Genomic DNA, 13,568 nt, shown 5'->3' on the forward strand with positions numbered 1-13,568 from the left:
GACGATGAGGTAGATAGGTTCGGGGTGGAAGCGTGGCGACACGTGCAGCTGACGAATACTAATCGATCGAGGACTTAACCAAATTTGTTTAACGTAACAATGTCGTTTATCCAGTTTTGAGTGAACAAGCACTCTAATGAGGGTTTCAACATACAACGCAATTCGTCGTGTATTGGAGGCCGAATAAGTCTAGTGATGATGGCGAAGAGGCCACACCCGTTCCCATACCGAACACGGAAGTTAAGCTCTTCAGCGCCGATGGTAGTTGGGGGTTTCCCCCTGTGAGAGTAGGACGTCGCTAGGCACCAAAAGAAAAGTCGTTACCGAGTTAAATCGGTAACGACTTTTTTGTAACTCGAAATAATAAGTTATGGGCTATATTTGTAATTTAAGGGCTATGTGGGCTACCTATAACATCCAGTAATCAGCCGCCCCTACTTACTCTGTAACGACTTTTTTGAAAGATAAGAAAAGTATATAAAAATACAGCATGAACACCAGTTTTACAGGGATTTTAAGAATGATTAATACTACTGATTTCCGTGTCGGTGGAGTTACAAAGGCTAAGAGCGCCAAGTCTCAAAAGGAAGGCAATCTAAGTTCGCCGCGTCCTGCGGCAACGATTGCATAACCCACCTCCTGTGGGCCTCAACGTCTTTGCTGCGGGGCTTTCAGCTCGTGCACCTGTCGCTTCGCTATCGGTGCAGAAAACATTTGCTGTTCCCACAGGAGTCGCCACTTTCACTCCAATCAATTACATGAGTAGTACCAAACTATGGGATATTGCATAGACTCTCGCTTAGAATAAGAAGAGTAGTCGGAGTTAATGTGGGGATAAAACCGTCTGTTGAATTTGGGAATGAAATTGTGTAAGGAAGGATGAAGATAGTAGATTTCCTTTTTTACTAGTGGAAATAAAGAGAAATAGTAAGTGTCTATCCAATAAAGAAGCGGAATAGCGAACGAAATTGCATCTTCGTGAGCCTCCTCTTTAATAGGTAAGGGTCTATTCTCTAGTTATCCAAAAATGCACTAACCTGTTTCTAAGAGTTGTAGGAGGGCGACGGACTGAAAAACGCCATAAGATTAGCGAGAAAAAAAGATGCTGGTCGTGACTTCAGTCACGACCAGCATCTTTTAAAAAATCAAACGGTAATTTATATAGCAATAAGTCTGTCCAAAGCCTTTCGAAAACAGTAGTAACAGATTTAGATCCTAAAGGACCGGGCGTTTTTTTGCCTGGTTTTTCTTGTGTATTTTTTATTAAAATGGACATGCAAAAACTCTTGCCTAGAAGATTTTAGTTTAAAGGGAAATTGGGTAGAAATAAGGTGACTATCGCCTGTACTCGGAACTATTCATGTATAATAGAAGAAAGAAATTAGAACGTATAGCGAGGTAATGTAATGGTAGAGAAAAGACCGTTGGTGGAGGCATTGGAGCAATTTCATAAGAAAAAACCGATTTCTTTTCATGTGCCTGGACATAAACATGGACTTTTATCCAATCTACCACAACCTATTAGGGATTCGATGCAATACGACGTGACTGAATTAAATGGACTGGATGATTATCATCATCCAGAAGAAGCTATTAAAGCAGCAGAGCAATTACTGACCAAACTATATAACACCGATAAAAGTTTCTTTTTAGTGAATGGTACGACTATTGGTAACCTCGCTATGATTTATGCAACCTGTAAATATGGAGAACAAATTATTGTACAGCGAAATGCTCATAAATCTATTTTTCATGCTATTGAATTGGTTGGGGTAGAGCCTATTTTTGTATCTCCTGAATGGGATGAACGATCTAAAACCGCATCCTATGTATCATTAAAGGTAATGGAAGAAGCAATTCAACAATATCCTTTTGCCAAAGCAGTTGTGTTAACCTATCCAAACTATTATGGGGTCTCCTCTCCGGACTTGGAGAATATTATTAGACTATGTCATAGTCTACAAATACCTGTGCTCGTAGATGAGGCTCACGGTGCACATTTCCGGACACATAGCGAGTTTCCAAAGTCGGCATTATTATTTGGAGCTGATGTCGTGGTGCAGTCAGCACATAAAACTTTACCAGCGTTAACGATGGGTTCATTTTTACATATTCATTCTGATTTGATTGATAGCAAAAAAATAAATAAATACTTAAGAATGTTGCAAACGAGCAGTCCTTCCTATTTAATCTTAGCCTCCCTTGATGATGCAAGAAGTTATGTGGAAAGATATAGTCCAATGGATTATAAACAGTTGATGGATAGAAGAGAAGTGTTTTTGGAAGCTTTAGGAACAATATCATTAATCGAAGTGGTTCAAGTAGACGACCCATTAAAACTATTACTACGCGTTGGAAAGTATTCAGGGTTTCAAGTACGGCAGGCTTTTGAGAAGGAAAATATATTTGTGGAGCTAGCGGATCCATATCAAGTCTTGCTCATTCTACCGTTACTAAAAGTGGAGCATGAATATGCATTTGCAGAGATTAGAAAGCGAATAAAATCTGCTGTAGATCAGTTAAAAAAAGAAAATCCAGATGGTATAAATAATTTGTTTCAGATGGAACAAAAATCTATTTCTACTTTAGAGATGAATATGGAGCTATTAAGTGAGAAACAAGGCGAATGGATTCCTTATGTACGATCGATTGGAAGGATAGCTAAAGGGATGATCGTTCCTTACCCTCCAGGCATCCCATTAATCTTACCAGGGGAGAAGATTACGGTTTCCATTCTTACCGAATTAGAAGATTGGCTTGATAAAGGCGCCTTGTTTCAAGGAGAGCATCGTTTAGAAGAAAAGTTAATATATGTAGTGGAGGATTAACTGTGCAGAAAAAAGGGTATTTTATTACAAGTGAGGGTCCAGAAGGTGCCGGAAAAACAACTGTTATGAATTTATTAGGAGAGCGATTAATAGAGGAAGGTTACGATGTTGTAATGACAAGAGAGCCTGGAGGAATTATGATTTCCGAAAAGATTCGTAACATAATTTTAGATAATAAGCATACAATGATGGAAAGCCGTACGGAAGCATTACTATATGCAGCTGCTAGAAGACAACACTTAGTAGAGAAGATTCTCCCCGCGTTAGAAGCTGGGAAAATTGTAATTTGTGATAGATTTATTGATAGCTCATTAGCATATCAAGGTTTTGCTCGAGGTATAGGAGTAGACGAAATATGGGCTATTAATAAGTTTGCTATAGGAGACACGATGCCAGAAAGAACGCTCCTTTTTGACGTGGATCCTGCAGTAGGATTATCTAGAATTAATGCACATAAGGATCGAGAGAAGAACCGATTAGATGTGGAAAATTTAGCATTCCACCAAAAAGTACGCGCTGGTTATTTAGCGTTAGTTGAAAAATACCCGGAACGTATACAAGTAATAGATGCCTCCCAACCGGTAGAGAAAGTATTAGAGGAAGCCTATGTAGTCATCAAACGGGAATTAGAAATTGTTAGATAATTCATGTTATAATAAAAGAAAAAATATTATTAGGGGTGAGTATCGATGAAATTGGTAGTAGCGGTAGTTCAGGATCAGGATAGTAATCGGTTGTCTAATGCATTAACTAAGGCAAAATTTAGAGCAACAAAATTAGCAAGTACAGGTGGTTTTCTTCGTTCCGGGAATACTACATTTCTAATCGGTACTGATGATGCTCTAGTAGCTTCTGCTTTAGAGCTAATAAGAGATAATTGTAGAGCGAGAGAGCAAATGGTAGCGCCAGTATCTCCAATGGGAGGAAATGCAGATTCTTATATCCCTTATCCAGTTGAAGTTGAGGTTGGAGGAGCTACTGTATTTGTACTACCAATTGAACAATTCCATCATTTTTAATAATGAAGGAAGGAGTAGTAAGAAGTGAAAATTAATCAAGATATGCGTGTTGGTATAGATAAGATTCGAAAAGATGCCATGCAGAATGGAAATCAGTCGGTTAAATTTGGTCAAATGATTACAAAACAAGAACAACGTATGCAGACGGATACTCTCACAAGACTTCTCGGAGATATTTCTACGGCGGGGGATCGTCTAGCACGTTCTCGAAACTTACGTGATATGGCTAAGTTTAAAATGCTTATTCGTAAGTTCTTGAATGAAGCTGTCGATTTTGGAATGGGATTAAAACAGTCTCATACATGGAACCGGTTTGGTGAAGGAAGAAAGTTGAAACTTGTAGAAACAATAGATGAAAAGTTAGTTGAATTAGCAGAAGAGATTTTGAGTCAAGAAAAAAGTTCTATAGACTTGCTCGATAAAATTGGAGAAATAAAAGGCTTACTTATTAATTTATATACGTAAGTTTCCCGTGTTTTCGCATAATGCGAAATGCGGGATTTTTCAAATGTCATAGGTGTTGATCAGTCGGTTAATGGGAAAGGCTAAATTTGGCGACGAGCCTTTGCACACGAGCACCACGATGTCGTAAACTTAAACTAGCTAGCAAATATATAGGAGCTTGCATTTTCTTAGAAAGAGGTGAAAGTGATGAGAAACTGGTCGATTGAGGACATAGAAAGATTACAACCAACCGTAGTTAAACAAATTCAAAAGATTGTGTCCAAAAATCGAATCGGGCATGCCTATATTCTGGAAGGGGCTAAAGGAACTGGAAAAGAAAAGGTCATGCAATTTTTTGTTCAGCTCCTTTTTTGTGAAGAACCAGAAAATAATGTTCCATGTGAAACATGTAGATCGTGTAAATTATTAAAATCCTCCAATCACCTTAACTTTATGCAACTAGAACCTGATGGTCAGTTTATAAAAAAAGGACAAGTAGATGAATTGGTTCATGCATTAAGTAAAACTACTATTGAAAAACAACGAAAAATATATGTAATACATCATGCAGACCAATTAAATGCAAGTGCTGGAAATACGTTATTGAAGTTTTTAGAAGAGCCTCAGAGCGAGATAACGGCCATTTTATTGACTGATAGAATGCATGCTTTACTTCCTACCATTCGCTCTAGATGTCAGCATCTAAGTTTATCTCCAATGCCAACTGCCATCCTAAAGCAGAAGTTAATAGAAGAGGGAATCACTGATTCTATGGCATCTACAGTCTGTAAAATGACGAATCAAGTAGAAGAAGCAATTAACTTAGCAAAAGATGAGCAGTTTGGACTTGTGAGGAAATCAGTGTTAAAATTGGTTGAAGCGAATGGAAGAAGTGTTCAGGATGCATTGATGTGTATTCATGAAGATTTTGGATCTTTGCTCAAAGAGAAAGAGCAGGCTGAACAAGCGTTAGATTTACTACTATTTGCATATCGTGATATAGTAGCTATAAAAGCAAGTCCCATCGCAGATTGTACTTTTCCAGATATGACTTCATATTGGAATCAGGTTGCCTTGCAAACAACATATCAGCAATTATCGAAACAATTAGAAATGATTTTACATGCAAAACAAAACTTGCATAAAAATATGAATAGAACACTAATGATGGAGCAGTTAATGCTTAACCTGCAGGAGGGATTTACTTTTGTATAATGTTGTAGGAGTCCGCTTTAAGAAAGCGGGTAAAATATATTATTTTGATCCAGTGGATTTTGCTTTAGATAAAGATGATTATGTAATCGTCGAAACGGCTAGAGGGGTAGAGTACGGTAAAGTTGTAGTTCCAATCAAGCAAGTTGGAGAACATGACGTTGTGCTTCCTTTAAAACAAGTAGTAAGACCTTCTACGGATAAAGATCGTATTCAAGTAGAAGAAAATAGATTAGAATCAGCCCAAGCCCTTGCATTAGGGACTGACAAGATTATCGAAAGAAGTCTTGAAATGAAGTTGGTAGATGTTGAATATACATTCGACCGAAATAAAATTATTTTTTATTTTACTGCAGAAGGTCGCGTGGACTTCCGAGACTTGGTAAAAGATTTAGCGTCCGTATTTAGAACTCGTATTGAACTTAGACAAATTGGTGTTCGTGATGAAGCGAAAATGTTAGGTGGTATAGGTCCTTGTGGCCGAATGCTTTGCTGTTCTACATTTTTAGGTGATTTTGAGCCAGTTTCTATAAAAATGGCAAAAGATCAAAACTTATCCCTGAATCCATCTAAAATTTCAGGACTTTGTGGTCGACTTATGTGCTGCTTAAAGTACGAGAATGATGAGTACGAAACTGCTAGAGAACAAATGCCGGACATCGGAGACAAAGTTGAAACGCCTGATGGACTAGGTAGAGTAGTGAGTATGAATATTTTAGAACGAATTTTACGTATTGAATTACCTGATCCACAACGTATTCTAGATTATACGTTAGAAGAAATTACAAACCATGCGACAAATCAAGTGCAATGGTCGGGGCAATGAGGTGAATGTGTGATGGACCGCAATTTTTTTGATACAATTATAGATTTTGAAAAACAATTAGAGTCCACGCAGCTGCAATTTCGCGCTTTAAAAGAATTTGTGGCGATAATGGTTGAAGAACGTGAAGCGCTACAGCAAGAGAATAATCATTTAAGACAGCGACTCGATGAAATACATGAAAAAGAAGCAATGATGGAGAAAATGCGTGATGAGAAATTGAACAAGCTTGATGTAGGAGAGGGCCATGATAATCTAGCTCGCCTCTATCAAGAAGGCTATCATGTTTGTCATGTTCACTTTGGGAGTTCTCGAAAAGAAGAGGATTGTCTATTCTGTCTTTCATTTCTAAACAAACAAAATGCATAAACAATTGACTGATGCCACTCCATAAGTGGGTGTCAGTCTTTTATTTTGCTTGGGGGTAATAATTATGGAACAATGGTTAAAGGATGACGAACGACTAGATTATTTATTGGCAGAGGATTTACGCATTATTCAAAGTCCTTCTGTCTTCTCCTTTTCTTTGGATGCAGTATTGCTAGCTCGATTTTCATATGTACCGATAAAAAAGGGAAAGATTGTAGATATTTGTTCAGGAAACGGTGCAATCCCATTATTTCTTAGCGCTCGAACAGATGCGGAGATTATTGGTGTTGAATTACAGGAAAGATTAGCGGATATGGCTACAAGAAGTGTTCTATTTAATAATCTTTCAGATCAAATTACTATTAGACAGGCAGATGCAAAGGGTATTGCTAAAGAGATTGGTTCTGAAAAATTTGATGTTGTTACTTGTAACCCACCCTATTTTCCAGCTAATGGGGCAAGTGAGAAAAACTTAAAAGAGCATCTAGCAATTGCTCGCCATGAGATTCATCTTACCTTGGAAGAGGCAGTTCAATCTGCTAGCGAATTATTAAAACAGGGTGGGAAAGCTGCCTTTGTTCATCGTCCTGGGAGACTTCTCGATATCGTAACTGCGATGAGAACTAATCGTATAGAGCCAAAAAGAATTCGTTTCGTCTATCCAAAAGAAGGAAAAGAAGCAAATACATTACTTATTGAAGGTATAAAAGATGGGAAGCCTGATTTAAAAATATTACCGCCTTTATATGTGTATGGAGCTGACGGAAAATATACGCAAGAAGTAAAAGAGATGCTGTATGGAAAAGAGTGAAAAACAACATACTTTTTATGTCTTAGAATGTAAGGACGGATCTTACTATGCCGGTTATACGAATGATTTAGTGAAACGGGTTAAGGTACATAACGAAGGAAAGGGAGCAAAGTATACACGCGCCAAGCGGCCAGTTATTTGTATATATAGCGAACTGTATAAAACAAAACAAGAGGCTATGCAAGCTGAATATGCTTTTAAGCAGCTGACGAGAATTCAAAAAATAAATTATATGGGGGCAAATAAATGATGAAATCACAGAAATCGACCGAGCATGAACATGGTAGCTGCTTGTATTTAGTTGCAACACCCATAGGTAACTTAGAAGATATGACGATAAGAGCCATTCGAATATTAAAAGAAGTAGATATTATTGCAGCGGAGGATACGAGAAATACGAAAAAGCTGTGTAACTATTTTGAGATTTCTACGCCACTTATAAGCTATCACGACCATAACCTACAAGTTGGTGGGGAAAAACTATTGGAACTGTTGGGAGAGGGGAAAAGCATAGCATTGGTTAGTGATGCGGGTCTCCCTTGTATTTCTGATCCTGGAGCAGATATTGTTGCTAAAGCAGTAAAAGAAGGCTTTGCAGTTGTACCGATTCCGGGAGCAAACGCAGCACTTAGTGCACTAATTGCATCTGGACTATCCACACAGCCCTTTTTCTTTTATGGTTTTTTAAGTCGCAATAAAAAAGAAAGGAAAGTAGAGATCGAAAAGCTACAAAAAAGACAAGAGTCCGTTATTCTATATGAGTCACCACATCGCTTAAAGGAATCGTTACGAGATATGCAGTCTATTATTACTGGAACTCGCAAAGTTGTATTAGCTCGAGAGCTAACAAAAAAGTTTGAAGAGTTTTTAAGAGGTACGATTGACGAAGCTGTTGAGTGGGTGGAGCAGGCAGAGATACGAGGAGAATTCTGTATTGTATTAGAAGGAAATGAAGGCGATGCTGAAACAAGTGAAGAAGCACAGTGGTGGTCAGAGCTAACATTGGAAGAGCATGTGGACCAACTAATAGCAGAAAAACAGTGTACTTCAAAGGAAGCTATTAAAGAAGTGGCAATCCAAAGAGGTCTATCTAAAAGAGAAGTCTATCAAAATTATCATGTAGAGTAAAAAGAACCGTAAACTTTTAAGTTTACGGTTCTCAATTTAGTTAATTATTTTAGGTTGCTTTGAATCTCTTTGATTAGTAATTCTGCACCTTCAGGGCTTAGAATCAGTTTTCCACCAACTAGACGAAGGTTATCATCTGAAACTTCTCCAGTAACAGCACAAGTCATATTTGGCATATATTTTTTTAGGATGATCTTATCGTCATCTACGTAAATCTCTAATGCATCTTTCTCAGCAATACCTAACGTGCGACGTAATTCGATTGGAATAACTACACGACCTAATTCATCAACCTTACGTACAATACCTGTAGATTTCATAATAAATTATTCTCCTCTCAAGAGTGGATATTTTTCGCCAAGATTCGACATAAACCTCTTTTATGTAATATATCATACCAAGTACTACCATTTACGTCAATAATTATTGCTTTATCCAAAGAGAGCGTTTTTGTATTAATTTGATTTTTATACTAATTTATATTAGAAATATGATTCATTTTCAGGTAAATAGGAATTATTTTGATATATTATCTATTTTTTTGAAATTTCTAGTTTGGCAATTCTCATTCGACAAACTTGAAAAAATGAATTGATTGAAACAAACTCACCATTTCGTTAGAATAAAGAATAAAGAGAATCTACATTGGAGGCATCTTCACATTGAAAGATCAACAGAAAACATTCTATTTAACAACGCCGATTTATTATCCGAGTGGAAAATTCCACATTGGAACCGCGTATACGACCGTTGCTTCCGATGCAATGGCCAGATATAAAAGACTTAAAGGATATGAAGTTCGTTTCTTAACAGGAATGGACGAACATGGTCAAAAAATTCAAGAAAAAGCACAAGAAGCAGGAAAAGAGCCCCAAATTTATGTAAATGAAATTGCAGAAGCAGCAAAAAAAGTATGGGCTTTGATGGATATTTCCTATGATGATTTTATCCAAACGACAGAAGAACGTCATACAAAAATAGTGGAGAAAATATTCCAAAAGTTCTTAGATAATGGTGACATTTACAAGGGAGAATACGAAGGATGGTATTGCACACCTTGTGAGTCTTTCTTTACTGAAAAACAATTAATAGAAGGAAACTGTCCAGATTGTGGCCGTCCAGTTCAAAAAGTAAAAGAGGAATCATACTTCTTTAATATGAAAAAATATGCGGACCGTTTGTTGGCATACTATGAGCAAAACGTGGAATTTATAGAGCCAGAGTCTAGAAAAAATGAAATGATTAATAACTTTATCAAACCAGGTTTAGAAGATTTGTCGGTATCAAGAACGTCGTTTGACTGGGGCATTAAAGTGCCAGGTGATGCTAAGCATGTAATCTATGTGTGGGTGGATGCCTTAACTAATTATATTACTTCACTAGGCTATCTATCAGATGATGATTCTCTATTCCAAAAGTTTTGGCCAGCAGATGTACATGTAGTAGGTAAAGATATCGTTCGCTTCCATACAATCTATTGGCCGATATTCCTAATGGCTTTGGATTTACCATTACCTAAGAAGGTTTTTGCACATGGATTTATCATGATGAAGGACGGTAAAATGTCTAAATCGAAAGGAAATGTTGTATACCCAGAAGTGTTAGTAGAACGTTATGGATTAGATGCAACACGTTATTTCCTATTGCGCGAACTTCCTTTTGGACAAGATGGAGTATTTTCTCCAGAATCATTTGTGGAAAGAACTAACTTTGACCTTGCGAATGACTTAGGAAACTTATTGAATAGAACTGTTTCCATGATCAATAAATATTTTGATGGCAAAATTCCAGTAAGTCAAAGTGTATCAACAGAATATGATGCAACGTTACAGCATTTTGCAAAAGAGACAATTGAAAAATACGAAGCAAATATGGAAAATATGCAATTTAGCTTAGTACTTGGAGATTTATGGGCTTTAGTATCGCGTACAAATAAATATATTGATGAAACACAACCTTGGGTACTTGCAAAAGATGAGGCAACTAAAGGGCAACTCGCTTCGGTAATGACTCATTTGGGAGAAAGCCTTCGTCAAATTGCCACACTTGCCCAGCCATTTATGACGAATAGCCCTAAGCAAATTGCGGAACAGCTTGGTTTTACAGAGGATTATTTGCAGTGGGATCATTTAGGTTCATTTAATATCATTAAAGATGGAACAGCAGTAATTAAAACAGGAGTTCCTATTTTCCCGCGATTGGATGTAGAGGTAGAAGTTGCTTATATTCGTGAACAAATGAGAGGATCTGTTCAAACATCTCAAGAAGAAGAAAAAGCAGAGGAACCTCAAGCTGAGGAAATTTCAATCGATGACTTCTTTAAGGTGGACTTACGAGTAGCAACCGTTTTATCTTGTGAAGCCGTGCCTAAAGCAGATAAATTATTAAAGCTACAATTAGATATGGGATATGAAAAGCGTCAAGTTATTTCTGGTATTGCCCAACACTACAAACCGGAAGAGGTTATTGGTAAAAAAGTAATTGTTGTAGCAAACCTGAAACCTGTGAAGCTAAGAGGAGAGTTATCTCAAGGAATGATTCTTGCAGGTGAAAAAAATGGATATTTAACACTTGCCACTGTGGATGAAAATCTTGAAAATGGTGCTCAAGTCAAATAGAATTTATAATAGACCTGTCATATTATGGACAGGTCTTTTTATTTCAAACAATATTTTTGAATACTATTCAAAAATATTATTTATTGCTTTAATCTTCATTATAATAGAGTAAACTCAATTTAAGTATTCGTAAAATAGTATTGAAAAAAAGTTAATATACCTAATTAATGGTAAGGAGAAGATGGAATGTTTATTGATACACATGTGCATTTAAATGCAGATCAATACGAGGAAGATTTACAGGAAGTAATTAATCGTGCGTTAGAAGCTAAAGTAAACAAAATGGTCGTTATTGGATTCGATCGTGTCACAATTGAAAGAGCTATGAAGTTAATCGAGGAGTATTCTTTTATCTATGCAGTAGTTGGATGGCATCCCGTAGACGCAATAGATTGTACGGAAGAAGATTTGAAATGGATTGAAAGTCTTGCTGCACATGAAAAGGTAGTAGGTATAGGGGAAATGGGGCTAGATTATCATTGGGACAAGTCTCCTAAAGATGTTCAACAAGTATTGTTTAGAAAACAAATACGTTTAGCTCAAAAGGTGAATTTGCCGATTATTATCCATAATCGAGATGCAACCGAAGATGTAATTCGTATTTTACAAGAGGAAGAGGCACATCTTACAGGTGGTATCATGCATTGTTATGGAGGAAGTGTTGAAACAGCAAAACAATGTATAGAGATGAATTTTATGATTTCACTTGGAGGACCTGTAACATTTAAAAATGCCAAAAAACCAAAAGAAGTAGCAACAGAAATTCCATTAGAGTATTTGTTGATCGAAACAGATGCACCTTATTTAGCTCCACACCCACATCGAGGAAAAAGAAACGAGCCTGCATTTGTGACACTTGTTGCAGAAGAAATAGCTCGTCTAAAAGGAATTACAGTAGAAGAAGTGGCAGAAGCAACAACTAAAAATGCAGAAATTTTCTTTCAACTAGCGGAATAAATATGGATATTAAAGAGGGATGTATTTTACATTCTTAAATCTTTGAAGAAATCTAATCGGTTGACAAGCTCTTTGGGAGTCTATATAATCACTTCAGTGAACAAGGAGGCGTTTTTCATGTCAAATAATTCCATGAAAAACCTGTTCTTAAATTCATTGAGGAGCAAGCAAACCTTAGTAAATGTAGTATCTTTACTATTGTTTCTTGCGGTGGTTTCTTTCGTTTTATTCGAAGGAACAAAGAAAACTGTTGCTTTAACAGTTGATGGCGAACAACAAGAGATATTAACGCATGCAAATACAGTTGGAGAACTATTAAAGGACCATCAAATAGTAGTAGCCAATCAAGACTTTTTAAATCCCTCAGTGAACACATCAATCGAAAATAATTTATCGATTGAGTGGGAGCAGGCAAGACAAATAAAAATCTCAGTAGATGGAGAAATTCAAACACTTACAACTACTGATGACTTAGTTTCAGAAGTACTCGCAAAGGCGAATGTTGCAGTTACTGAACATGATGCTATAACACCTGCTGCAGATGCAGAGGTTGGACCAGAAAACAATATTGTCATTGATAAAGCATTTGAAGTAACGCTTTTAGATGGTGTTGAAGAGAAGAAGGTATGGTCCACTTCGAATACGGTCGCTGACTTTTTAAAACAATATAACATTCAATTGAATGAATTCGACCGAGTAGAACAGAAAATGGATGAATTAGTAGTCCCCAATTCTGAAATACAAATAGTGCGAGTAGAAAAGGTCACCGATGTAGTTGAGGAAGCAACAAACTTTGCAGTAGAAACGAAAAAAGAAGACTCGCTACTAAAAGGGAAAGAAAAAGTAGTACAAAATGGTGTCAATGGAACTGTGTCACGGACATATGAAGTAGTGAAAGAAAATGGTCAAGAGCTTTCTCGTAATATGGTGAGCGAGAAGATGATAAAAGAACCAACTAAAAAAGTAGTGGCAGTCGGAACAAAAGTCGTGACTGCTAGTGTTTCGCGTGGGACAAATGTATCAGCTGCTCCATCCGGAGGCAAAGAATTTTATGTTACTGCGACAGCTTATACGGCTTTTTGCAATGGATGTTCTGGTATAACAGCTACGGGTATTAATTTGAAGTCTAATCCTGATTTAAAAGTTATCGCTGTAGATCCTGATGTTATTCCACTAGGTTCAAAAGTATGGGTAGAAGGCTATGGTTACGCGGTAGCTGGCGATACTGGTGGAGCTATCAATGGGAATAAGATTGACCTATTCATGCCTTCTAAATCGCAGGCATATGACTTCGGTCGCAAAAAAGTACGTATTAAAGTCTTGAACTAATTAATAATAGCTGTCCCTTTCGTTGATTGG

The 13,568-nt window shown here is 37.0% G+C and carries 15 protein-coding genes and 1 rRNA gene; 14 read left to right on the plus strand and 2 right to left on the minus strand.

Going from position 1 to position 13,568, the window contains the following annotated elements; all coding sequences use genetic code 11:
* Positions 1–188: 188 nt before the first annotated feature.
* Positions 189–304, plus strand: a 5S ribosomal RNA gene (gene rrf / locus LDK52_RS15390).
* An 813-nt stretch (positions 305–1,117) separates the two neighbouring features.
* On the opposite strand, the gene LDK52_RS15395 is transcribed toward rrf, so the two are convergent.
* Positions 1,118–1,276: a hypothetical protein gene (locus LDK52_RS15395; RefSeq protein ID WP_277586832.1), complete on the minus strand. Its 159-nt coding sequence runs from the start codon at positions 1,274–1,276 to the stop codon at positions 1,118–1,120.
* Between the two features lie 130 nt (positions 1,277–1,406).
* Here LDK52_RS15395 and LDK52_RS15400 point away from each other — a divergent pair, with 130 nt between their 5' ends.
* The 10 genes from LDK52_RS15400 (at position 1,407) to rsmI (ending at position 8,634) form a co-directional block, all read left to right on the plus strand.
* The gene (locus LDK52_RS15400) at positions 1,407–2,828 is read left to right on the plus strand and encodes an aminotransferase class I/II-fold pyridoxal phosphate-dependent enzyme (RefSeq protein ID WP_277586833.1); all 1,422 of its coding nucleotides are present in this window, start codon (positions 1,407–1,409) and stop codon (positions 2,826–2,828) included.
* Between the two features lie 2 nt (positions 2,829–2,830).
* Entirely contained in the window at positions 2,831–3,472 is a 642-nt protein-coding gene (gene tmk, locus LDK52_RS15405; protein ID WP_277586834.1) for a dTMP kinase, read from the plus strand.
* 45 nt (positions 3,473–3,517) lie between these two features.
* Positions 3,518–3,847, plus strand: coding sequence for a cyclic-di-AMP receptor (locus LDK52_RS15410; protein ID WP_277586835.1), 330 nt, complete (start codon positions 3,518–3,520; stop codon positions 3,845–3,847).
* Between the two features lie 24 nt (positions 3,848–3,871).
* The gene (locus LDK52_RS15415) at positions 3,872–4,312 is read left to right on the plus strand and encodes a YaaR family protein (protein ID WP_277586836.1); all 441 of its coding nucleotides are present in this window, start codon (positions 3,872–3,874) and stop codon (positions 4,310–4,312) included.
* A 186-nt stretch (positions 4,313–4,498) separates the two neighbouring features.
* Complete coding sequence (gene holB, locus LDK52_RS15420; RefSeq protein ID WP_407081825.1) at positions 4,499–5,506, plus strand: DNA polymerase III subunit delta'; 1,008 nt, start codon at positions 4,499–4,501, stop codon at positions 5,504–5,506.
* Positions 5,499–6,329 (plus strand): PSP1 domain-containing protein, encoded by an 831-nt coding sequence (locus tag LDK52_RS15425; protein WP_277586838.1) that lies wholly within the window; start codon positions 5,499–5,501, stop codon positions 6,327–6,329. Before holB ends, LDK52_RS15425 begins: the two co-directional genes overlap by 8 nt.
* A gap of 12 nt (positions 6,330–6,341) precedes the next feature.
* Positions 6,342–6,695, plus strand: coding sequence for a DNA replication initiation control protein YabA (yabA, locus tag LDK52_RS15430; protein WP_277586839.1), 354 nt, complete (start codon positions 6,342–6,344; stop codon positions 6,693–6,695).
* A 64-nt stretch (positions 6,696–6,759) separates the two neighbouring features.
* Complete coding sequence (locus tag LDK52_RS15435) at positions 6,760–7,506, plus strand: tRNA1(Val) (adenine(37)-N6)-methyltransferase (protein WP_277586840.1); 747 nt, start codon at positions 6,760–6,762, stop codon at positions 7,504–7,506.
* Positions 7,493–7,756 (plus strand): GIY-YIG nuclease family protein, encoded by a 264-nt coding sequence (locus tag LDK52_RS15440; protein WP_277586841.1) that lies wholly within the window; start codon positions 7,493–7,495, stop codon positions 7,754–7,756. Before LDK52_RS15435 ends, LDK52_RS15440 begins: the two co-directional genes overlap by 14 nt.
* Positions 7,756–8,634: a 16S rRNA (cytidine(1402)-2'-O)-methyltransferase gene (rsmI, locus tag LDK52_RS15445; protein WP_277586879.1), complete on the plus strand. Its 879-nt coding sequence runs from the start codon at positions 7,756–7,758 to the stop codon at positions 8,632–8,634. The genes LDK52_RS15440 and rsmI overlap by 1 nt, the downstream gene beginning before the upstream one ends.
* A gap of 44 nt (positions 8,635–8,678) precedes the next feature.
* On the opposite strand, the gene LDK52_RS15450 is transcribed toward rsmI, so the two are convergent.
* On the minus strand, positions 8,679–8,954 hold the full coding sequence (locus tag LDK52_RS15450) for an AbrB/MazE/SpoVT family DNA-binding domain-containing protein (protein WP_053592248.1): 276 nt from the start codon (positions 8,952–8,954) through the stop codon (positions 8,679–8,681).
* A 342-nt stretch (positions 8,955–9,296) separates the two neighbouring features.
* Between LDK52_RS15450 and metG the strand changes: the two genes are divergently transcribed.
* From metG to LDK52_RS15465, 3 genes are all read left to right on the plus strand, one after another.
* A complete protein-coding gene (gene metG / locus LDK52_RS15455; RefSeq protein WP_277586842.1) occupies positions 9,297–11,252 on the plus strand; it encodes a methionine--tRNA ligase in 1,956 nt (651 codons plus the stop codon).
* 186 nt (positions 11,253–11,438) lie between these two features.
* Positions 11,439–12,209 (plus strand): TatD family hydrolase, encoded by a 771-nt coding sequence (locus LDK52_RS15460; protein ID WP_277586843.1) that lies wholly within the window; start codon positions 11,439–11,441, stop codon positions 12,207–12,209.
* A 117-nt stretch (positions 12,210–12,326) separates the two neighbouring features.
* Positions 12,327–13,538: a G5 and 3D domain-containing protein gene (locus LDK52_RS15465; protein WP_277586844.1), complete on the plus strand. Its 1,212-nt coding sequence runs from the start codon at positions 12,327–12,329 to the stop codon at positions 13,536–13,538.
* Positions 13,539–13,568: the final 30 nt, after the last annotated feature.

This window comes from Psychrobacillus antarcticus, from assembly GCF_029533155.1.
Taxonomy (GTDB): Bacteria; Bacillota; Bacilli; order Bacillales_A; family Planococcaceae; genus Psychrobacillus; species Psychrobacillus antarcticus.

Bases quoted from the DNA above. Each gene is read 5' to 3' on its own strand.
- LDK52_RS15450 (WP_053592248.1), bottom strand. From the start codon at position 8,954: ATGAAATCTACAGGTATTGTACGTAAGGTTGATGAATTAGGTCGTGTA.
- LDK52_RS15460 (WP_277586843.1), top strand. From the start codon at position 11,439: ATGTTTATTGATACACATGTGCATTTAAATGCAGATCAATACGAGGAA.
- LDK52_RS15435 (WP_277586840.1), top strand. From the start codon at position 6,760: ATGGAACAATGGTTAAAGGATGACGAACGACTAGATTATTTATTGGCA.
- LDK52_RS15395 (WP_277586832.1), bottom strand. From the start codon at position 1,276: ATGTCCATTTTAATAAAAAATACACAAGAAAAACCAGGCAAAAAAACG.
- rsmI (WP_277586879.1), top strand. From the start codon at position 7,756: ATGAAATCACAGAAATCGACCGAGCATGAACATGGTAGCTGCTTGTAT.
- LDK52_RS15465 (WP_277586844.1), top strand. From the start codon at position 12,327: ATGTCAAATAATTCCATGAAAAACCTGTTCTTAAATTCATTGAGGAGC.
- LDK52_RS15440 (WP_277586841.1), top strand. From the start codon at position 7,493: ATGGAAAAGAGTGAAAAACAACATACTTTTTATGTCTTAGAATGTAAG.
- yabA (WP_277586839.1), top strand. From the start codon at position 6,342: ATGGACCGCAATTTTTTTGATACAATTATAGATTTTGAAAAACAATTA.
- LDK52_RS15400 (WP_277586833.1), top strand. From the start codon at position 1,407: ATGGTAGAGAAAAGACCGTTGGTGGAGGCATTGGAGCAATTTCATAAG.
- holB (WP_407081825.1), top strand. From the start codon at position 4,499: ATGAGAAACTGGTCGATTGAGGACATAGAAAGATTACAACCAACCGTA.
- LDK52_RS15410 (WP_277586835.1), top strand. From the start codon at position 3,518: ATGAAATTGGTAGTAGCGGTAGTTCAGGATCAGGATAGTAATCGGTTG.